The organism is Comamonas testosteroni (genome assembly GCF_030505195.1).
GTDB classification, from domain to species: Bacteria; Pseudomonadota; Gammaproteobacteria; order Burkholderiales; family Burkholderiaceae_C; genus Comamonas; species Comamonas testosteroni_G.
The window spans coordinates 2,052,032-2,073,470 of record NZ_CP129672.1; the positions used below are offsets into that span (position 1 = coordinate 2,052,032).

General features: G+C 65.1%; 15 protein-coding genes. 6 read left to right on the forward strand and 9 right to left on the reverse strand.

Annotated features, from left to right (window positions below; all coding sequences use genetic code 11):
- Window positions 1–10 precede the first annotated feature (10 nt).
- From QYQ99_RS09385 to QYQ99_RS09415, 7 genes are all read right to left on the reverse strand, one after another.
- Entirely contained in the window at window positions 11–2,704 is a 2,694-nt protein-coding gene (locus QYQ99_RS09385) for a sensor histidine kinase (protein ID WP_302092388.1), read from the reverse strand.
- Between the two features lie 29 nt (window positions 2,705–2,733).
- Window positions 2,734–3,621, reverse strand: a complete 888-nt coding sequence (locus QYQ99_RS09390) for a TorF family putative porin (RefSeq protein WP_302092389.1) — start codon at window positions 3,619–3,621, stop codon at window positions 2,734–2,736.
- A gap of 87 nt (window positions 3,622–3,708) precedes the next feature.
- On the reverse strand, window positions 3,709–5,799 hold the full coding sequence (gene kdpB, locus QYQ99_RS09395; protein ID WP_302092390.1) for a potassium-transporting ATPase subunit KdpB: 2,091 nt from the start codon (window positions 5,797–5,799) through the stop codon (window positions 3,709–3,711).
- 3 nt (window positions 5,800–5,802) lie between these two features.
- Window positions 5,803–6,516: a K(+)-transporting ATPase subunit C gene (gene kdpC / locus QYQ99_RS09400; protein ID WP_302092391.1), complete on the reverse strand. Its 714-nt coding sequence runs from the start codon at window positions 6,514–6,516 to the stop codon at window positions 5,803–5,805.
- A gap of 64 nt (window positions 6,517–6,580) precedes the next feature.
- The gene (kdpA, locus tag QYQ99_RS09405; protein ID WP_302092392.1) at window positions 6,581–8,287 is read right to left on the reverse strand and encodes a potassium-transporting ATPase subunit KdpA; all 1,707 of its coding nucleotides are present in this window, start codon (window positions 8,285–8,287) and stop codon (window positions 6,581–6,583) included.
- 115 nt (window positions 8,288–8,402) lie between these two features.
- On the reverse strand, window positions 8,403–8,498 hold the full coding sequence (gene kdpF, locus QYQ99_RS09410) for a K(+)-transporting ATPase subunit F (RefSeq protein ID WP_003061706.1): 96 nt from the start codon (window positions 8,496–8,498) through the stop codon (window positions 8,403–8,405).
- A gap of 108 nt (window positions 8,499–8,606) precedes the next feature.
- Window positions 8,607–9,881, reverse strand: a complete 1,275-nt coding sequence (locus QYQ99_RS09415; RefSeq protein WP_302092393.1) for an MFS transporter — start codon at window positions 9,879–9,881, stop codon at window positions 8,607–8,609.
- Between the two features lie 276 nt (window positions 9,882–10,157).
- On the opposite strand from QYQ99_RS09415, the gene QYQ99_RS09420 reads away from it, so the two are divergent.
- The 5 genes from QYQ99_RS09420 to QYQ99_RS09440 all read left to right on the forward strand — a co-directional run bounded on the left by QYQ99_RS09420 (window position 10,158) and on the right by QYQ99_RS09440 (window position 16,297).
- Window positions 10,158–11,786, forward strand: coding sequence for a peptide chain release factor 3 (locus QYQ99_RS09420; protein ID WP_302092394.1), 1,629 nt, complete (start codon window positions 10,158–10,160; stop codon window positions 11,784–11,786).
- Window positions 11,787–11,956: 170 nt separating this feature from the next.
- Complete coding sequence (locus QYQ99_RS09425; RefSeq protein ID WP_302092395.1) at window positions 11,957–12,757, forward strand: HAD-IIB family hydrolase; 801 nt, start codon at window positions 11,957–11,959, stop codon at window positions 12,755–12,757.
- Window positions 12,758–13,007: 250 nt separating this feature from the next.
- Window positions 13,008–13,994 carry a TRAP transporter substrate-binding protein gene (locus QYQ99_RS09430; RefSeq protein WP_302092396.1) on the forward strand — a complete coding sequence of 329 codons (987 nt, stop codon included), beginning with the start codon at window positions 13,008–13,010 and terminating at the stop codon, window positions 13,992–13,994.
- A gap of 201 nt (window positions 13,995–14,195) precedes the next feature.
- Window positions 14,196–14,711 (forward strand): TRAP transporter small permease, encoded by a 516-nt coding sequence (locus tag QYQ99_RS09435; protein WP_302092397.1) that lies wholly within the window; start codon window positions 14,196–14,198, stop codon window positions 14,709–14,711.
- 299 nt (window positions 14,712–15,010) lie between these two features.
- Window positions 15,011–16,297, forward strand: coding sequence for a TRAP transporter large permease (locus QYQ99_RS09440; RefSeq protein WP_302092398.1), 1,287 nt, complete (start codon window positions 15,011–15,013; stop codon window positions 16,295–16,297).
- Window positions 16,298–16,371: 74 nt separating this feature from the next.
- Here the strand turns inward: QYQ99_RS09440 and QYQ99_RS09445 are convergent, their stop codons facing one another.
- Entirely contained in the window at window positions 16,372–16,983 is a 612-nt protein-coding gene (locus tag QYQ99_RS09445) for a 4'-phosphopantetheinyl transferase family protein (RefSeq protein WP_302092399.1), read from the reverse strand.
- Window positions 16,983–21,089: a Pls/PosA family non-ribosomal peptide synthetase gene (locus tag QYQ99_RS09450; RefSeq protein ID WP_302092400.1), complete on the reverse strand. Its 4,107-nt coding sequence runs from the start codon at window positions 21,087–21,089 to the stop codon at window positions 16,983–16,985. Before QYQ99_RS09450 ends, QYQ99_RS09445 begins: the two co-directional genes overlap by 1 nt.
- Between QYQ99_RS09450 and QYQ99_RS09455 the strand changes: the two genes are divergently transcribed.
- Window positions 21,079–21,372 carry a hypothetical protein gene (locus QYQ99_RS09455; RefSeq protein ID WP_302092401.1) on the forward strand — a complete coding sequence of 98 codons (294 nt, stop codon included), beginning with the start codon at window positions 21,079–21,081 and terminating at the stop codon, window positions 21,370–21,372. The two genes, QYQ99_RS09450 and QYQ99_RS09455, sit on opposite strands and share 11 nt — an antisense overlap.
- Window positions 21,373–21,439 lie beyond the last annotated feature (67 nt).

The window sequence follows — 21,439 nt, forward strand, 5'->3', positions numbered from 1 at the left end:
GATTGTCGGCTCATTCGTCCATGGCCGGTTGCTCGGGCACAGGCAGGTGCACGCTGAAAATGGTGCCCGGCCCGGGATCTGCCGCCGCGACCCGCAATCTGCCGCCATGGGCTTGCACAATGCGCTGAGCCAGAGCCAGCCCGAGCCCCATGCCGAACACGGCACTCTCCGCCTGCCCGCGGGTAAAGGGCTCGAACAACTGCTCGGGCGAAAGATGCACGGGCAGGCCCGGCCCCGTGTCCTGCACGCTCAGCACACAGTCGCCATCGGCCACGCTCGCTGTCACGGTGATCGTCGTGCCTTCGGGCGTGTACTTGATGGCGTTGTCCAGCAGATTGACCAGCACACGCTCCATCAGCACGGCATCGAGCTGCAGCAAAGGCAGATCGGCCGGCAGCGAGGTCTGCAGCACATGAGCGGCCAGTCGCTCGCGCATCTGCGCCAGCGCGCTGCCCACCAGCTCGTCCACCGGCAGCCATTCGCGCTTGAGCTGCACGCCGCCTTGCTGCAGGCGCGCCATGGCCAGCAGGTTGTCCACCAGTTGCTGCAGCGCCTGTGCCTGATTGCGAATCTGCACCAGCATGTGATGCGCCGGCCCCTGGGGCGCATGCGGCAAGGCCGCCTGGGCCGCGCCCAGGATGCCCGTCAGCGGCGTGCGCAGATCGTGTGAGACGGCCGAGAGCAAGGTGTTGCGCATGCGCTCGCCCTCCATGGCGATCTGGGTCTGCTGCGCCACCTCCACAAAATGCACACGCTCCAGTGCCAGGGCAATCTGGCTGGCACAGGCGTCGAGCAGGCGGCGCTCCTCGGGCACCCGCAATTTCTGCGGCGCACGCAACTGCAGTACCAGCACGCCGCGCGAGCGCACGGGTGCCATCAGCGGCACATAGAGCGCCGGCGCGGCGGCAAGGGTATCGGTGCCGTGGCCGGCCATCTGGCCATGCTCCATGCTCCAGCGGCCCACGCTGGTGTCGATCTGACCTTCGCTGCCCTTCGCCAGCTGCAAGCGCTCATCGGCATCGGGCACCAGCAGCCCGGTCTGGGCATCAAAAACGCCTGAAATCGTAGTCAGCGCGATTTGCGTGACCTGCTCCTGCGTCAGCGCACCCGACAGGTCACGCGCCAGCCTGGCCAGCGCGCCGGCCCGCCTTTCGCGCTCTGCGGCCACGCGCGCCTCGTGGCGCAGCCGCGCCGTCAGCTGGCCGCAGACCAGGGCCACACCCAGCATCAGGCTGAAGGTGAACAGGTATTGCGTATCGTTGACGCTGAAAGAGTTGCGCGGCGGCACAAAATAGAAGTCGAACAGCAGCACTGACAGCAGGGCCGCCCATGCTCCGGGACCGCGCCCCCAGCGCACGGCCGACAGCACCACCACCAGCAGGAAAAGCATGACCACATTGGCCGGGTCGAACACCTGCAGCAGCAGCTCCGCCACCGCCGTAGCGGCCAGACATGCCAAGGTCACGCCCGCATAGCCCTTCCACGGAATGGTCTTTTCACGCGCCACCGGCAATCGCAAGGTGCTGTCATTCTTGCTTTGCTTCACGGACAGCAGCAGCACGTCCAGGCCGGGATCCAGCGCCGCAATCTGCTCGGACAGGCTGGGGGCACGCCAGCGCAGCCAGCGGCCCAAAGGTTCATGCACACGTGCCAGCACCAGATGACTGGCATTGCGCTCACGCGCAAAGTCCACCAGCGCCTGGGCCACACGGGCGCCGGGAATGGTGGCCGTGTCCGCGCCCAGACGCGCAGCCAGCGCCAGTGTCTTGAGCACGGCCTCCTGCGCCGCCCGGGGCCGATGCTGGCGCTCCGGCGCATCCACATAGACCACCACCCAGTCGGCCTCCAGCCGCCTTGCCAGGCGTGCCACCTGGCGCACCAGGGCATCATCACCGGCGCGGCCGCCCACGCCCACCAGCAGACGCTCGCGCGTGGGCCAGACATCGCCGATGGAGCGCTCGCGGCGGTAGTCGCGCATGTCTTCATCGACACGATCAGCCGTGCGGCGCAAGGCCAGCTCGCGCAGCGCCAGCAAATTGCCCTGGCGAAAGAAATTGCGCGAAGCCCGCTCGGCCTGCTCCAGCGGGTAGACCTTGCCCGACTTGAGGCGCTTGAGCAGCTCCTCGGGCGGGATATCGACCACGATGACCTCGTCGGCATCGTCAAAGATATGGTCGGGTACGGTCTCATGGACCTGTATGCCCACAATGCCACCCACCACATCGTTGAGGCTTTCCAGGTGCTGAACGTTGAGCGTGGTCCACACCTCGATGCCCGCCTCCAGCAGCTCCTGCACATCCTGCCAGCGCTTGGGGTGGCGCGAGCCGCTCACATTGCTGTGCGCCAGCTCGTCGAGCAGCAGCACCTCCGGGCGGCGTTGCAAAGCTGCATCGAGGTCGAACTCGTCCAGCTGCCTGCCCTGGTAGGCCAGCGTGCGCCGCGGCAGCAGCTCCAGGTCATGCAGTTGCTGCTCGGTCTCGGCACGGCCATGCGTCTCCACCAGCCCCACCAGAACCTTGCGCCCGGCCTGCCGCTCGCGCTGCGCGGCCGCCAGCATGGCATAGGTCTTGCCCACTCCGGCATTGGAGCCGAAGTAGATGCGCAGCTTGCCGAGATGGGCGCGCTGCCGATCTGCCTGCAGTTGAGCAACCAGCGCGTCGGGGTCGGGGCGCTGCGCGGCGGATGAAGGTGTGGATGAAGGCATCAGACGATCAGCGTATCACTCAAGTGCGGTCAAAACCCGGCACTCAGGCCCAGCAGCCAGCCGCTGCGTGCCAGATCACGCCATTGGCCACGACTGTTGACAGCGCTGTAGTACCTGGCATCGGCCGAGGTACCCGCGTAGGCAAGCGATGCGGTCCACGGGCCCCAGGCCCTGGACAGCGAGATGCGCCAGTCGGCATAGGAAACATCGCTGTAATTGCGCACCCAGGTATAGCCGCCATGCAGACCCAAGGTGGCGAGATCGCCCAGCGGATGCTGATAGTTCAGATCCAGATACTGGCTGCCGCGGCTGCTGCCCGCTGGCCGCAGCGCAGTGGCGAACGCCGAGTCGGCGGTACTCTCGCCCAGGCCGAAATAAGGCGTCAGTGCCACAGACCATTTGAGGCTCAGGCCACCATGGGTCGCCCCCAGATAGAGCTCGGTGGTGTCAAAGCGTTTGCTGCTGCCATCGCTTGCGCCCAGCCGTGCGCCGGGATAGCGGTACTGCAAAAGCCCGGCATCGAGCAACCAGTCAGGCACGAGCTCGCCGCGCCAGCCACCATAGATATCGTGCTCCAGCCCCTGGCCCCGGCCGTAGCTGTTGGTAGAGACATTGGACAGCGACGTGCCCACATAAAAGCCCTTGGGCAAGGCCAGCTCCACTGCGCCCTGCACTGCCGCACCTTGCCAGGTCTGCGAGATGCCGCGAAAGCGGTAGTCACTGATCAGGCTCAGCGAGCCGGTCAGGGAGGACTTGCTGTCGGCCGGCACAGCCGCTGTGGTTTCAGAAGCAGATTGCGCTTTTGCCTCCTCGGCAGCAGAGGAATTGGCCCAGCTCAAAGTTGTCATCAACAACGCAGAGCTGATGACCCAGGAACGCGATGCGTGGAATGTTTTTTGGGGGAAAGAGAGACGCATGATGGTGAAGCAAACAGATCAGACTTGCCGCGCCCGCAGGGAGCGCGGACAAGTCACAAAGACGAGAAAGCAAGGCCTGGATAGGACTTAGACGAGGCCCAGCACGGTCAGCAGCATGTCGATGAGCTTGATGCCCACAAACGGCACGATCAGCCCGCCCAAACCATAGATCAGCAGGTTTCGGCGCAGCAGCAGGGCCGCACCCACGGCGCGATACTGCACACCACGCAAGGCCAGCGGCACCAGGGCGATGATGATCAGTGCATTGAAGATCACGGCGCTCAGGATGGCGGAATCGGCGCTGTGCAGCTGCATCACGTTGAGCGAGGCCAGTTGCGGATAAGTGCCCACAAAGGCGGCCGGAATGATGGCGAAGTACTTGGCCACATCGTTGGCAATGCTGAAGGTGGTCAACGCGCCGCGCGTCATCAGCATCTGCTTGCCGGTTTCCACCACCTCGATCAGCTTGGTGGGGTTGCTGTCCAGATCCACCATGTTGCCGGCCTCTTTGGCAGCCTGGGTGCCGCTGTTCATGGCCACGGCCACATCGGCCTGGGCCAGGGCCGGCGCATCGTTGGTGCCGTCCCCCGTCATGGCCACCAGACGGCCCGCCGCCTGGTGCGAGCGGATCAGCTGCAGCTTGTCCTCGGGCCTGGCTTCGGCCAGGTAATCATCGACGCCGGCCTCGGCGGCAATGGCGGCTGCCGTCAGCGGGTTGTCGCCCGTCACCATCACCGTCTTTATGCCCATGCGGCGCAGTTCGGCAAAGCGCTCGCGCATGCCGGGCTTGACGATGTCCTTGAGCTCGATCACGCCCAGCACCTTGGCACCATCGGCCACCACCAAAGGCGTGCTGCCCTTGCGCGAGACGTTATCCACGGACAGTTGCACCTGAGCCGGGAAGCTGCCTCCCGCCGCCTCGACATGCCGGCGCACGGCATCGGCGGCACCCTTGCGCAAGCTGCGCAGGCCTTGCGGGCTTTGCAGATCCACCCCACTCATACGCGTCTGCGCGGTAAAGGGGACGAACTCGCCCGGAAAATCCGCACTGCTGCGTTCGGGCAAGCCATGGCGCTCCCGGGCCAGAGCCACCACGCTGCGGCCTTCAGGTGTTTCATCTGCCAGAGACGACAGCTGTGCGGCTTCGGCCAGCTGCGCGGCGCTTATTCCGGGGGCCGGCAAAAACTCGCAGGCCTGGCGGTTGCCCAGGGTGATGGTGCCGGTCTTGTCCAGCAGCAGCACGTCCACATCACCGGCAGCCTCCACGGCACGGCCCGAAGTGGCGATGACATTGGCCTGCATCATGCGGCTCATGCCGGCCACACCAATGGCCGACAGCAGGCCGCCAATCGTGGTCGGGATCAGGCAGACCAGCAGCGCAATCAGCACGGCAATACCGACGACGGAGCCCGTTCCGGCCTGCGTCACCGCAAAGGCCGAGAAAGGCCACAGCGTGACGATGACCAGCAGGAAGACCAGCGTCAGCCCCACGAGCAAAATCGTCAGCGCCAACTCGTTCGGTGTCTTCTGGCGCTTGGCCGACTCGACCATGGAGATCATGCGATCCAGAAACGACTCGCCAGGGTTGACCGTGACTTCCACCACCAGCCAGTCCGACAGCACGCGTGTGCCTCCGGTCACCGACGAGAAGTCGCCTCCGGCCTCGCGGATCACGGGCGCGGATTCGCCGGTGATCGCGCTTTCGTCCACCGAAGCAACGCCTTCTATCACCGTGCCGTCAAGCGCAATCGTGTCGCCGGCTTCCACGAAGATGACCACGCCCTTGCGCAGTTCGCTGGCGCGCATGGGAATCCATGAGCTGCCGAAATGCGGTTGCTGCAGCAGCTTGGCCACGGTATCGCGCTTCATGCCGCGCAGGCTGGCGGCCTGCGCGCGGCTGCGGCCCTCGGCCAATGCTTCGGCAAAGTTGGCAAACAGCACGGTGAACCACAACCACAGCGCAATCGCCAGAACAAAGCCGCTGTTCTCGCTGCCCGGCTCCATCAGGCTCTGCCACCACAACAGACTGCTAAGGATCGCACCCAGATACACCACAAACATCACTGGATTGGCCCACTGCGTACGCGGCGAGAGTTTGCGCACCGCATCCCACAGAGCCGACTTCACCAGCTTGGCATCGAGCAGGCTGCGGCCTGCCGTCATTTTCTTTGTGCTCATGGCTTACTCCTTCACTGCGCTGGCGGCGGGCTGCAAGGCGTCCAGCGCCAGATTGAGCTGCAGCACATTCACGCGCGGCTCGCCCAGCAAGCCCAGCGTGCGCTGCTCTGTTTTCTGCGCCAGCAATGGCTGCACCTGCTCTGGCGAGAGCCCTCGCGCCTTCGCCACATGCGGCAGCTGCAGCAGCGCATTGGCCATCGAGATATGCGGGTCCAGGCCCGATGCCGACGCCGTGACCGCATCTACCGGCACCGCCTGGTCTGCGGCCAGACCGTTGTCGGCGCGGTACTGCGCGACACGCTGCGCCACGGCTTCGGACAAGTCCTTGTGCGTTGCCCCCTGGTTGCTGGCACCAGACAGGCCGGCGTTGTAGGGAGCCGCAATGCTTGCCCCTTCCTGGCCCGGATCGGGAGCGACCGTGGCGCTGGGACGGCCATGGAAGTACTGCGCCCCGGTGAATTGCTGGCCGATCAGTGCAGAGCCCACGATCCGGCCCTGGTGCTCGATCAGGCTGCCATTGGCTGCCTGGGGAAACAGTGCCTGCGCCACGCCCGTGGTCAGCAAGGGATAGGCAATGCCCGAGACCACCATTACCAGCAGGGCGGCGCGCACGCTGGAGCCCAGCAGACGTGACCAGGAGGCGGATTGCGCCTCGGGCTGCGCTTGTGCGTGGCTAGGCAGCACTGAAGCGCAAAGTGTTTGAGTCGAAGTTTTCATGGTTTGCTCCCTGATCTGCAGCCGTGCATGGGCTGCAGACCATTGGCATCAATTGGATTGAACGTTAGGCGTACAGCTGAGCCACCAGCATTTGCAGGTGTTCGATCACGGGCCCGAGGGCCAGCGCCGGCAGAAAGGTCAGACCGCCCACCACCAGCACGACAAACACCAGCAGACCCATGAACAGCGGCGTGGCCGTGGGGAAGGTTCCCGGGCCTGCGGGCACGGTGGCCTTGGCCGCCAGGCTGCCGGCCACGGCCAGCATGGGTAGAAGCGTCAGAAAGCGCCCCGCCAGCATGGCCAGGCCCGTGGTGGTGTTGAAGAAGGGCGTGTTGGCATTCAGCCCTGCAAAGGCCGAGCCGTTGTTGGCCGTGGCAGAGGCATAGGCGTAGAGAATCTCCGAGAAGCCATGCGGGCCGCGATTGTTGAGACTGGCTGCGGCATCGGGCCAGAGCGCGGCCAGCGCCGTGAACCCCAGAATGCAGGCTGGCGGCACCAGCACCGCAAGCATGACCAGCTTGATCTCGCGCACCTCGATCTTCTTGCCCAGGAATTCAGGGGTGCGACCAATCATCATGCCGGCCAGAAACACCGTGAGGATGGCGTACTGGATCAGATTGATCAGTCCGACGCCGTCACCGCCGAAGACGCAGTTGAGCATCATCTGCGCCAGCGGCGTGATGGAGCCCAGCGGGGTCAGAGAATCATGCATGGCGTTGACCGAGCCCGTGGTGGCCGCCGTCGTGGTGGCCACAAACATGGCCGTATCGGCAATGCCGAAGCGCAGCTCCTTGCCCTCCATATTGCCGCCGCTCTGGGTCAGGCTGTATTGCTGATCGGCTCCGGCGCGCGCCAGCAACTGGCTGCCGTTTTGCTCGGCCACGAACACCAGGCTCAGAAAGCCGACGAACATCACCATGCAGGCCGCGAACAGCACCCAGCCCTGCTTGCGGCGCAGCAGCATGGAGCCAAAGGCGTAGGTCATGCCGGCCGGGATCAGCAGCATCGAGAGGATGTGCAGCAGATTGGTCAGCGGTGTCGGGTTCTCGAACGGATGGGCTGCATTCATGCTGAAGAAGCCACCGCCATTCGTGCCCAGATGCTTGATGCTCTCCAGGCTGGCCACGGGTCCCATCAGCAGCTGCTGCCGGCCCCCTTCGAGCGTCGTCGCCACGGCTTCGGCGTGCAGGGTCTGCGGGATGCCCTGCCAGACATAGACCAGAGCCATGATGAAGGACAGCGGCAGCAGAACGCGCCAGAACACGCGCACGAAGTCGACCCAGAAGTTGCCGATATCCTGTGCGCTTGACCGCGCCAGACCGCGCACAAAACCAGCGCCTGCGGCGACACCGGTGGTGGCACCGGCAAACATCAGGAAGGTGATGACCACCATCTGCGTCGCATTGCTCAGGCTGCTCTCACCCGCGTAGGCCTGCCAGTTGGTATTGGTGATGAAGGAGGCCGCGGTGTTGAAGGCCAGGTCGGGCGCCTGCGCCGCAATCTCCAGCGGGTTCAGCGGCAGTGCGCCCTGCAGGCGCAGCAGCAGATAACCGAGCAGCATCATCAGCGCATTGCTCAGCACCAGAGCGGCGCCATAGCGCTTCCAGCCCATGCGCTCCTGCGGATTCACGCCCATGGCCCGGTAGCTCAGGCGCTCCAGCCAGCCATGGCGCTCGCTGGTAAAGCAGCGCGCCAGCCACTGGCCCATGGGTATGGTCAGCAAGGTTGCCGCAGTCAGCACGGCGGCAAATTCCATCCAGGGTAACCACATGATGTACCCCTTTCACAGACGCGCCAGGGCGCGCACAAAGCCCAGCAGTCCGACAAAGCAGACCACCGTCAGGCTCACAAAAATCAGGTCTTGCAGCACTTGCATGGCAGCCCCTTCAGAATTTCTCGGGGCGCAGCAGCGCATAGCCCAAATAGGCAAACAGCCCCAGCGCCGTCAGGGCGGCCAGGGCTTCAATCCAGGTGATGGTCATTTCATTCCTCCCGCAAGCCGTTCACGCGGCTTGATTGCGATGGAGGAACTGTAGAAATTCGCCCGTCAAGAACGGGTAGAGATTGGGCTTGCCGATATCAAGATGGCATCAAGAAGCGGCCCGATTCGCGGCCGCAACCCCGGCCAGCCACTGCACGCGCAGGGCCAGCATGCTGACCAGCGCCAGCACAGCCAAGGCCACGGAGCCGACGCCCGTCCAGCCCCAGCGCGACCAGAACCAGCCCGCCCCGGCCCCCAGCACGCTGGAGCCCATGTAATAGCCCCAGAGGTATAGCGATGACGCATGCCCCTTGGACTGCGTGGCCAGACGCCCCACCCAGCCGCTGGCCACCGAATGCGCGACAAAGAAGCCGGCTGTCAGCAGCACCATGCCGGCCACGATGGCGGCCAGGGGCTGAAACAGGGTCAGCACCACGCCTGCGGCCATCAGCAAAGTGCCTGCGAGCAGCACCGGCCCGCGGCCCAGCCTGTCGGCCAGCCCCCCGGCAATCGGCGAAGCCGCCGTGCCCAGCAGATAGGCGTAGAAGATATGGCTGATCTGCAGCTGGCTCAGACCATAGGGCGAAGCACTGAGCAGAAAGCCGGCATAGTTGTAGATGCTGACAAACACGCCCATCAGCCCGAAGGCGATCAGGAACAGCAGCGGCAGGCCCGGGTGGCGCAGATGCCGGCCCCAGGCCTGCAGGTGATACCGGGCACCCAGCCCGGTCTTCTTGACGAAGTTGCGCGAGTTGGGCAGCAGCCAGACAAAGCCCAGGGCGGCCAGCAGATCGAGCACCGAAAGCGCAGCCATGGCGTGGCGCCAGCCCCAGAACTCGGTCATCGCGCTCATGCCGACCCGGCCCAGCATGCCGCCCAGTGCCGTGCCGCCCACATACAGGCCCATGGCAAAGCCCAGGCCCGGCGGGTCGATCTCTTCGGACAGATAGGCCATGGCCACGGCGGGCACGCCGCCCAGCAGCAAGCCTTCCAGCGCGCGTGCGGCCAGCAGCGCATGCCACTGCGGCATCAACGAAGCCAGCAGATTGCACAGCGCCGCCAGCGCCATGGAGATGAACATCAGCTTGCGCCGCCCCAGCCCCTCGGACAAGGCCCCTGCCAGCACGATGGAGCCGGCCAGGCAGGCCGTGGATACCGACAGCGCCAGCGCGCTCTGGGCCGGGCTGATGGCAAAGCGGTGTGCCAGCTCGGGCAGCAGCGGCTGCACGCAGTACAGCAGGGAGAAGGTGGCAAACCCCGCCAGGAACAGCGCCACGCTGACCCGCCAGTAATCGGGCGTGCCGCGCTGGATCCATACCGGGGCGGCAAAGGCTGGAGACTGGGTGGCTAAGGAGGTGTTCACCTCCTGCGGGGCGCTGTTCATGGGAAAAATGAGGGCCAGAGACTAGGCCGCTATTGTGCTGCGCATCTGCCGCAAGCCTTAGTCTTAGCGATTAGCCAATGGCGTCGTCATTGGCGTCGCCCGGCCCGCATTGGCCGCAGCCTCTCCAAGAATTGGCCCTGCCGTTAAAATAAGCGCCCTCAAGACTTATTCACAGGTCTGCCCTGCATGGGTGCGGGCCTGGTGCGGCAAACGGACCGCCGTACCTTTTGTTGTCACAGCCGGCGTTCTCCGGCTGTATTTACAGCTCTCAATACTGTGTCATACGCCCCAGAAACCCGGCGCCGTCGTACGTTCGCCATCATCTCCCACCCGGACGCGGGTAAGACCACGCTGACCGAAAAGCTGCTGCTGTTCTCGGGCGCGATCCAGATTGCCGGCGCCGTCAAGGGCCGCAAGGCCTCGCGCCACGCCACCTCCGACTGGATGGAAATCGAGAAGCAGCGCGGCATCTCGGTGGCCTCGTCGGTAATGCAGATGAGCTACCGCGACCATGTGATCAACCTGCTCGACACTCCCGGCCACAAGGACTTCTCGGAAGATACCTACCGCGTGCTGACGGCCGTGGACTCGGCGCTGATGGTGATCGACGCGGCCAACGGCGTGGAATCGCAGACCCGCCGCCTGATCGAGGTCTGCCGCCAGCGCAACACGCCCATCATCTCCTTCGTCAACAAGTTCGACCGGGAAGTGCGCGACCCGCTGGACATCATGGACGAAGTCGAGCGCGAGCTGGGCATGCCCTGCTGCCCCATCACCTGGCCCGTGGGTCAGGGCAAGAGCTTCGGTGGCATCATCAATCTGCGCACGCAGAGCATGACGGTGTTCACGCCCGGCAGCGACCGCGGCCCCAAGGACTTTGAAGTCATTCCGCTGAACGAAGGCGACAAGCTGCGTGCGCGCTTTGGCAAGGCTTTCGACGATGCCCTGGAATCCATGGAACTGGCTGTTGGCGCCTCGGCCGAATGGGACCATGAGGCCTTCCTGGCAGGCAAGCTGACCCCCGTGTTCTTCGGCTCCGGTGTGAACAACTTCGGTGTGATGGAAGTGCTGGACGCCGTGGTCGACATGTCGCCCCCACCCGGCCCGCGCGTTGCCTTCACCGAAGTGAACCGCCAGCGCGAAGAAGTCACCATCAACCCCGAAGACAAGACCTTCGCAGGCGTGGTGTTCAAGGTGCAGGCCAATATGGACAGCAACCACCGCGACCGCATCGCCTTCGTGCGCGTGGCCAGCGGCAAGTACACCCCCGGCATGAAGATGAAGGTGCAGCGCACCGGCAAGGAGCTGCGTCCCACGTCCGTGGTGACCTTCATGTCGCAGCGCCGCGAAGCCGTCGACGAAGCCTATGCGGGCGACATCATCGGCTTCACGATTCACGGCGGCGTGCAACTGGGCGACTCCATCACCGACGGCCCCAATCTGCAGTTCACCGGCCTGCCCTTCTTCGCGCCCGAAATGTTCATGACCGTGGTGCTCAAGAACCCGCTGCGTACCAAGCAGCTGCAGCAAGGCCTGATGCAGCTGGGTGAGGAAGGTGCGATCCAGGTGTTCAAGCCCGATGTCGGCGGCAATATGCTGCTGGGCGCCGTGGGTCAGCTGCAGTTCGAAGTGGTGCAGCACCGCCTCAAGACCGAGTACGACTGCGACGTCCGCCTGGAAGGCTGCCAGTACACAGGTGCACGCTGGATCACGGCCGATTCGCCCGCCGAGCTGCGCGAGTTCGAGAACGCCTACCCCATGCGCCTGGCGCATGATGCGGCCGACACCCTGGCCTATCTGTGCACCAGCCCCTATGACGTGCGCCTGGCACAGGAGCGTTTCCCCAAGATCCACTTCCACCCGCTGCGCGAGCATGCGGGATTGGCACTGGGCTCGGCGAACTGAGACGTGATCACCCCCTGAGCGGCTCCGCCTAGGTGGCCCCGCCGCTTCCCCCTCTCTGGCGCTACGCGCCGGAGGGGGACGACATCCTCGCTGCGAGGCGGCTCTTGCTCGATGTCTCTGAGTTGGACCGCGCTAGCTTCAGGCGAGGATCAACATCGAGAGAGTTTGTTGTGAGCCAAGAATTTCTGCGCCCCTTGTCTGAACTGAAGGTTCCCCAGAACCTGCTGGGCGTGCTGACCGATATCGACGACACGCTGACCACCGACGGCGTGGTGCCCGAGCATGTGGTGGCCGCGATTGCGCGCCTCAAGGATGCGGGTCTGAAAGTGGTGCCCATCACCGGCCGACCCGTCGGCTGGAGCGTGCCGTTTGCATCGGCCTGGGCCGTGGACGCCATCGTGGCCGAGAACGGTGCCGTGGCCCTGCGCCGCAATGCCCAGGGCAGCCTGGACAAGCTCTACCAGCAGTCTGCCGATGAGCGCGCCCGCAACTTTGCCCGTATGCAGCAGGTGCTCGAGCAGATCGAGGCCACCGTGCCCGGCGCCCAACGCGCCACGGACTCGGGCGGCCGCGAATGCGATATCGCCGTCGACCACAGCGAATTCACGAACCTGCCCCAGGCACAGATCGATGCATGCGTGGCCATCATGAAGGCGGCCGGCATGAATGCCACCGTCAGCTCCATTCACATCAACGGCTGGTTCGGCGAGCACAACAAGCTCGAAGGCGCGCGCTGGATCGCTCGCGAGCTGTTCGACATCGATCTGGACGCCACGCTGGCGCGCTGGGTGTATATCGGCGACTCGACCAACGACCAGCAGATGTTCGAGCACATGCCCCACAGCGTGGGCGTGGCCAATATCGCGCGCTTCGTGCCCCAGCTCAGGCATCTGCCGCGCCATGTGACCACGGCCGAGCGCGGCGACGGCTTTGTGCAGCTTGTCGATCAGTTGCTGGATCAGCAAAAATAGTAGCTTCAACCGCGCTTTGCATAACGATTTCAATATAAAAACAACCTGAAATCGTTTGATAGAAAGCGCAAGAAGCTCTCATTTTTAAAGGCCTCTATGCTTGCCGGCACAGAGGCCTTTTTGACGTCCACCCATCGCCGGACACGATGTACCCACCCGTACAAGACGACCCCCGGATGCGTAAAAACCCACGGTTGGCACTCACTACAATTTTTGATTCATTTCAAAACATTTCTGAGAGACCAACACCATGCGCATGATTCGCCGCACCTTCGTCGCCACGGCCGTGGCAGCAACAGCCGCCCTGACCGTCGGCACTGCATTTGCCCAGGGCAAGGAAGTCAAGATCGGCTATGCGCTGGCCGTCAACTCCCACTACGGCGCGGCCGCCAACGCCTGGGCCGAAGGCGTGGAAAAAGGCACCAGCGGTGCCTACAAGTTCAAGCAGTTCCCGGCCTCCGCCCTGGGTGGCGAGCGCGAGCTGATCGAAGGCCTGCAACTGGGCACCGTGGAAGCCGCCATCGTCTCCACCGGCGCCCTGAGCAACTTCGTGCCCGATGTGGGCGTGGTCGACATCCCCTTCCTGTTCCGCGACACCCAGCACGCACGAGCCGTGATGGACGGCGCTTTCGGTCAGGAGCTGCTGGCCAAGTTCCAAAAGCGCGGCCTGATCGCGCTGGCCTGGGGCGAGCAGGGCTTTCGCCATCTGAGCAACAACAAGCATGCCGTCAATGGCGTGCCCGACCTCAAGGGCCTGAAGATCCGTGTGACCGAGAACCCCGTGCACATCACGGCCTTCCGCACCCTGGGTGCCTCGCCCACCCCCATGTCCTGGCCCGAAGTCATCGGTGCGCTGCAGCAGGGCACGATTGACGGCCAGGAGAACCCCATCTCCGTGCTGGTGTCCGCCAAGCTGTGGCAGGTGCAAAAGCACCTGACCCTGACCTCCCACGTCTACGCCCCCATGGCCCTGATCGTGTCGCCCTCGTTCTGGGGATCGCTGAACGCCGCCCAGAAGACCGCCTTCACGGAAGCCGCCAAGAAGGGGGCCCTGGCCTCGCGCGCCTTTGTGGACAACGTGGAGAAGAAGGGCGTGGAAGAAGCCAAGGCCAACGGCATGAAGGTCGTGGAAAAGGTCGACCAGACCGCTTTCCGCACCGCGCTGGAGCCTGCGTACAAGGAATACGCCAAGAAGTTCGGCCAGAAGACGCTGGACTCCATCACCGCCGTCAAGTAAGCACTGCCGGCATGGACCGGTCTCCGTGCAGGCGGGCCCGTGCATTTTTCTCCCACCTGGGCAAGGCAGGACCTTGCCCGGCTGCGGTCAGCACGAATGGACTTGCGCCAATTCCCGCCGATGATGACGCAGCCTTCAACTTTGTGACGCAGCCGGCTCTTGCGCCTGGTTTCACCGCTGCCTCAGCTCACCCCCACTCCTATGCTTGATCGTATCGAACGCCTTCTCGTGGCCGGCAATCGCTGGCTGCTGATCTTGCTGCTGCTGGCCATGGCCTGCATCGTTTTTGCCAACGTGGTGCTGCGCTACACCACGGGCGACTCCATCGTCTGGGCCGAAGAAGTGGCCCGCCACATGATGATCTGGGTCACTTTCCTGGGCGCAGGCCTGGTGCTGCGCTTTGGCGGCCATGTGGCCATCGACAATCTGCACCGCAGCGTGAGCACCCGCAAGGCACAGGCCATGCGCGGCTTTGTCGTGCTCATTTTGGCAATCTTCTTTGCCGTGATGACCGTGACCTCGTCGCAGTACGTGTACGCCACGCGCTTTCAGACCACGGCGGCCACGGACATCCCGATCTCCTATATCTACGGTGCCATGCCCGTGGGCTTTGTGCTGATGCTGATCCATTTGCTGTTCATCGCACGCGGCTACATCGCCGCCGGCAGCTTCGCCGAGTCCGATGAAATGGATGCGGACGCTGCAGCGTCTATATGAAACACCCCCTGAGTCGCTATGCGCCTTCCCCCTGGAAGGGGGACGACAGCCTCGCTTCAGGGCGGCCCTTGCTCGCTGTCCCTGGCTTGGGTCAGGCCAGTTTTATGCGTTGCGCCGCGAATCTGAATCACTGCGCGCCTTCCCCCTCTCTCGCTTCGCGGGAGGGGGACGACAGCCTCGCTGGGGTAGCCCCCGCTGCGGGGCGGCGCGGCCGGCCTAGGCCCTTGCTCGCTGTCCCTGGCTTGGTGCGCGCACGAATTGATGCGCCACACCATGAATCACTGATTGACTGAAACACCATGGGTATCACTTTATTTGTTGCCATCGTCGCCCTGCTCACGCTGGGCTTTCCGGTGGCGTTTGCGCTGGCCATTGCGGCAGCCCTGGCGGTCTTCGTGGGCGGACGTTATCCACAGCTGATCGTCTTCAAGGAAATGTTCACGGGCATCGACAGCTTTCCGCTGATGGCCGTGCCCTTCTTCATCCTGGCCGCAGAGCTGATGTCGGGCGGCGCGCTCACGGCCGTGCTGCTGCGCTTTGCCGCCCAGTTCGTCGGCCATCTGCGCGGCGGCCTGGGCTATGCCAATGTGCTGTCGCTGACCATGTTCTCGGGCATCTCCGGCTCGGCCCTGGCCGATGCGGCCGGACCCGGCTCCATGATGGTCAAGATGATGGACAAGGCCGGCTACAGCCGCCCCTATGCGGCCGCGCTGACGGCCAGCACCGCCATCGTCGGCCCCATCATTCCGCCATCGGTCAGCATGATCATCTATGCGCTGCAGGATGAGCACGTGTCCGTGGGCGGCCTGTTCATGGCCGGCTTCATTCCCGGCATTCTGATCGCGCTGGCCATGGCGGCCGTCAACTGGTGGGTCTGCAAGAAGCGCGACTACCGCAGCACCGAACCGCGTCCCTCGGCGCGCGAGATGTGGAGCACCAGCTTCAAGGCCATCCCCGCGCTGATGCTCATCGTGCTCATCGTGGTCGGCATCCGCTTCGGCATCTTCACGCCCACGGAAGCCTCCGTCGTGGCCGTGTTCTATGCGCTGGTCTGCGGCAAATGGGTCTACCGCACGCTCAAGTGGTCGGCCCTGCCCGGCATTCTGGCGCGCTCGGCCATGCTCACGGCCTCGGTGCTGCTGGTGATGGCGACCTCGGCCGCCTTTGCCTGGGTGCTCACGGTGGAAGGCATTCCGCAGTATCTGTCCGAGCTGATCGTGAGCTGGGAACTCTCGCCCGTGATGTTCCTGATTGCCGTGAACATTCTGCTGCTGGTCTTCGGCATCTTCATGGAGCCGCTGCCCGGCGTGATGATTCTGGTGCCCATTCTCGCGCCCATCGCCTTCAGCCTGGGCATCGATCCCACGCACTTCGCCATGGTGGTGATCGTCAACCTCACGCTGGGCATGATCACGCCACCGGTCGGCGGCCTGCTGTTCGTGACCGCCGTGTCCACGCGCGTGTCCATCACCGAGCTGACGCGCGAGATGCCGCTGTTCCTGCTGGCCCACTTCGTCGTGCTGTGCCTGCTGACCTTCATCCCGGCACTGTCCACCTGGCTGCCGCATACGCTGGGCTTCCAGTAAGCACCGCGCTCACCTGACAAGGCTGCCTCCGGCAGCCTTTTTTTGGGCGATCGGAATCCTGATCTGCCGCCTGTTCAGCGCAGGCCGCCGCTGCCGGCAGCTCCGTACCAGGCCACGGCGCCCGCATACCCGGCTGCAGTCTCCAGCGGTGCGCAGTCCATGCCCGTCAGCCGCGCCTGCAACGAGCCGCTCCATTCCGCCAGACCCAGGCCAGCGCATTTGAGTCTGGCTTCGTGCTGCGTCCAGGCGCTCGCAAACGCTTCAAAAAATAGAGTATCCGGCGCAATATCCAGAAGCTTCCGAGCGGTTTCCGGCCTCAGAAACAGGCGCACTACATCCTCCAGCTCGCGGCGCGGCACGGTCGCGTCCACGGCCTGGATATCCACACCTACCGCACCCCGGCCATGCCACGCCAGCAGTGCCAGTCCAGGCGCATGGCTGATGGAGCAGTGCGGCGCCGCAAGCGGCTTGCCGCACAGCAACAGCCGCGGTGCCTGGTTGCGCAGGTTGCTGACCTCCAGCTCGGCCTCGGTACAGCCCAGCTCCGGTGCCAGACAGGTACGCAGCGCCGCCCGGGCCTGGCCGCGCGCGCTGTCACGGTCTGTGGCGTCCAGGCCCTGCACCAGCCTCAACTGTGGCGCTGCGGCTCGCTGCTCGCCGGCAAAGAGGCAGGGCCCGATCTGCATCAGGCCACCCCGGTGCGGCGTCGGGCCGGTGCGGCCGGCGCGCCCTCCCAGCGCGTGCGCGCGGGCAGGGTCTCGCCCTTCATCACCAGGGTCAGCGGCCCGAGCTGCACATCATCGCCTACGCTGGCACTGTAGAGCACCGTGCAGCGCGCGCCCATGGTCACGCGGCTGCCTATGGACACATGGTCTATCTTCATCACCCGGTCCTCGAACAGATGAGTCTGCGGGCAGCACAGCGCGTTGAGCTCGCTGTGAGCGCCGATCGTCACGCAGTCATGCTCGGTGATGTCGGTGGTATCCAGATAGACGCTGGGCGCAATCTTGCAGCCCATCAGGTTCATGGCCAGTGGCAGCCAGGGCGTGCCACGCAGGTAGCGCAGGAAATTGGGCACGGCCATGCCCTCATACATATTGGTCGCGGCCTCGGAGAGCCAGACAAAAGGCGTCCACATGGGCACGGCCGTCTTGCCGTAGCGCCTGATCGCCAGCCATTTGAACAGCGCCACCACAAAGAACGCCACGACCCCAAAGAGCACCCCCGAAATGGCCAGCTCCAGCACCACGGCCCCCCAGCGCTCTTCGGAAGCCAGAGGCATCGCATCCAGCACAATGGCGTAGCCCACGGCAATCACCAGCGCATGGGGAACGGCAATGCGAACGGCCTCCACCAATCCGCGCGCGACTCGCCGCCATGCAGAGGGCGCAAACGTCAGGTGCTCGGGATAGCCCTGTGCGACCTCGCGCGCCGGCAAATTGATCGCGGGAGCCCCCAGCCAGGTGTCGCCGCTTTGCATGTCCGCATTGCGCGGCACGGCCGTCATCACGCCGATGAGCACATTCTCGGGAATGGTCGAGCCATCGGGCACATAGGCACCGTTGCCGATGAAGCTGCGGCGCGACACCACCGTGGGCTTGACCGTCATCCAGCCGCCGTCGATGAGCTCGTCGCCCAGCATCACTGCATCGGCCACAAAGCACTCGTCACCCAGCGTCAGCATATCGGGCACCACGCCCAGCGCCGTGGACAGCTCGGTCTGCCTGCCGACCTTGGCGCCCAGCAGCCGGTACCAGGTGGAGGAGTAGACCGTGGCGTAGATGCCGTGCAGCGTGGACAGGCTCGCCTCCTGGATCTGGTTGACCAGCCATTTGCCCAGGTAACGCCCGCTGTGCACCGACCAGGTACCGGCCCGCGTACGCGGCAGGAACAGATAGCGCACCAGCGCTGCCGCCAGCACCGTGCAGGCCACCAGCACCAGGCTGGAGGGCAGCGCCAGAACGAAGAACTTGAGAAGGCGCAGCACGAAGGCCCCACCCGCATCGACCACGCCCTGCTCCAGCAACGGCCGCACCGAGATCGCCTCGACGTCGAGCACGTCGATCAGCATGAAGGTCGGGAACACCGGCATGAAGAACAGCGTGGCCACCAGCAGCCCTCCCGCCAGGAAGACCAGCATCTCCAGGGCCTGGCGCAGCCGCCCGGCGCTCTGGCGTGGCGGCAGGCTGGCAGGGTCGAACTCGCCCACGGCCCGCGCCGGCGAGCCGGCCCAGATGCTGCGCGCGGGCTGGACCATGCCGTCGGCCAGCGCCGACTGCCCCTCGAGGTGGGCCCAGTCTTCGAGACGGGTATTGCCTTCCACAACCACATACGAGCCTATGCAGACCTCGTTGCCGATGGCGATACGGCCCAGCACCAACTCACCGCCTTCGACGCGCGCGTTCTCCATGCTCACGGCATTGCCCACACTCACGCCGTCGCCTATGACCAGCAGGTCGGGGACCCGCACCGTCATCGAGCCGATATTGGTCTCAAGCCCCACTTTCGCGCCCAGCGCACGCAGCCACAGCGGGTGCAGCGAGGAGCCGGTGATCATCGCGATGGGCACGGCCTCCACCAGCCGGTCGGCAAACCACCAGCGGAAATAGGTCCATCCCCACAGCGGGTAGCGCCCGGGCTTGAGGCGCCCGGCGACCAGCCATTTGCCGGCCCAGGCGATCGCGAATTCGGCCAGGGTGGCGATCGCGAAAGCCAGCACCGACATGGCCACGGCAAACCCGACCGAGTCGTTCTCGTCGCCGGTGAAGAAGTGATAGGTGAAGAACGGCACCAGCCACTGTGCCATCTTGATCAGCACCAGCAGCGGAATCGCCACGGCCTGGGCCGCGCCGCAGCGCCAGCGCCGCCACGCGGAATGGATGCGGAACGGCCTCTGCGCAACGCCGGCTGCCGCCTCATCGTCGGCCAGCTGGACGGCCTGCAGCGCATCGGCGATCAGGCCTATGTGGCGCTGCTGGTAGATGGTGCTCACCGTGGCCCGGGCAAAGCGCGCATCGGCACGCAGCAGCGAGGTCAGCCGCGCCGCGAACAGGGAATGCCCGCCCAGGTCGCTGAAGAAATCCAGCCCGCGGCGTATGGACTGTCCCGGAAAAAGCTGGGCCAGGGCCGCGAACAGCACCTCCTCGGCCGGCGTCTCGGGCAGGTCGGAGCCGGAAGCATCCATCGCCGAGGACAGCTGCTGGACCTTGAGTGCCTTGCGGTCTATCTTGCCCGAGGTCAGGCGCGGCATCTCGGCCAGCGCCTCGAAGCGCGCGGGCACCATATAGGGCGGCAGGCGCTCGGCCAGGGAGGCCCGCAGCGCGGAATGCACGGGCGGCGGGGCAATCTCGGTGGGCACGTAGAAGGCGACCAGCTGGTCTATGCCCTCGTCCTGGCGCAGCAGCACCGCCGTGGTGCCCACGCCCGGCTGCTGAGCGAGCACGGCTTCGATCTCGCCGAGCTCCACGCGAAAACCGCGGATCTTGACCTGATCGTCGGCCCGGCCCAGGCAGTGGATCTGGCCATGCTCGTCGATACGCGCCAGATCCCCGGTGCGGTACAGCCGCGTGTCGTGCGGACCCTGAGCCCAGGGGTTGGGGAGGAATTTCTCGGCCGTCAGATCGGGGCGACCCAGATAGCCGGCCGCCACGCCGGGGCCGGTGATGCACAGCTCGCCGACCTCGCCCTGCGGCAAGCCCACCAAAGCGGGCGCGGTGCCAGCTGCAAAGCTGTCGGCCTCGATCACCCGCACCACCACCAGGCCGTAATTGGGCAGCGGCGTGCCGATGGTCACGGGCTCGCCGGCCCGCAGCTCGGCCAGGCTCGCGGACACCGTGGCCTCGGTCGGCCCATAGGTGTTGAACATCTGACGCGGATCACCGCCCCCCCGGTCGGCCCAGCGCGCCACCAGCGATTCGGGGCACATCTCGCCGCCAAGATTGATCAGGCGCAGATTCGGCACGTCCTGCGCGAACAGCGCCAGCAGCGTGGGCACGGCATGCAGCACCGTCACCTGCTGCTCTATCAGCGCGCGCGGCAGCGCCTCCGGATCACCGGCGATCTCTCGCGGCGCCAGCCACAGCGTCGCCCCCACGAGATAGCTGATCCAGATCTCCTCAAACGACATGTCGAAGGCCACCGAGAAGCCCTGGTAGACCTTGTCGCCCCGGTGCACGCCAAGCCGCGCATTCTCGCTGCGCAGAAAGTGGCAGATGCTGCCCTGGGTGATGGCGATACCCTTGGGCTTGCCCGTGGAGCCGCTGGTATAGATCACATAGGCCGGGTGGCCGGGCTGCGCGCCATCTCGCCGGCGCAGCGCCGTGCCCGCCGGCAGCGGCGCCAGCAGTGCGGCGTCGCTGAAGACCTGCGCTGAAATACCTGCCTGGGCGTTCACCAGATGCGTCTGCCGCTGCGCTATCAATAGCGCCTTGGCATTCGCATCGTCGAGGCAGGTGGCGATGCGTTCGGTGGGCGTTTCGGCATCGAAGGGCAGCCAGGCCGCGCCGGTCTTGGCGATCGCCAGCTGCAGCGTCAGCAGCTCCACGCCGCGCGGCAGCCACAGGCCCACCATGTCGCCGGGGCGGATGCCGGCCTCGATCAGCCGGTGCGCGGCGCGGCTGGCATCGGCGTCCAGCTCCGCATAGCTGCGCTGACGCAGCGTCTCGCCCTGTCCCTCGATCAGCGCGATCTGTTCGGGGTGGGCGGCGGCAGTCGCTTCGAAGATATCGGCCAGCACCTCATGGCGCAGCAAGTCTGGCCGCTCGGGCCCACGCAAAACAACAGTGTCAGACATAGATAAGCGGCTTACCCGGAGCAACCATGCATCCGAACCTGGTGGTACCGCTCTTTTCTGTCCGCCATTATTGAGCGGAGTGATCGTTTTAAGTGTTGCACAGCCGGCTTCCCGCTCCGGCGTTGCACATATTTGCATCCATGAAGAGCAGTCGCTGCAGCGGACCTGCCAGGCCTCCGTACATCACGGGGGGCTTTTCTTCGATCAAAAATCGGTGCCGCTGCCCCATGAACACCATGAACCTGCCTTTGCAGAAATGGCGCGTGTGATGCGTGATGCGTGATGCGTGATGATGGTGAGGTGTGTTGTGCAAGGACGCGCTGCATGCGCCGTATCGGCCGCCCTTGCGT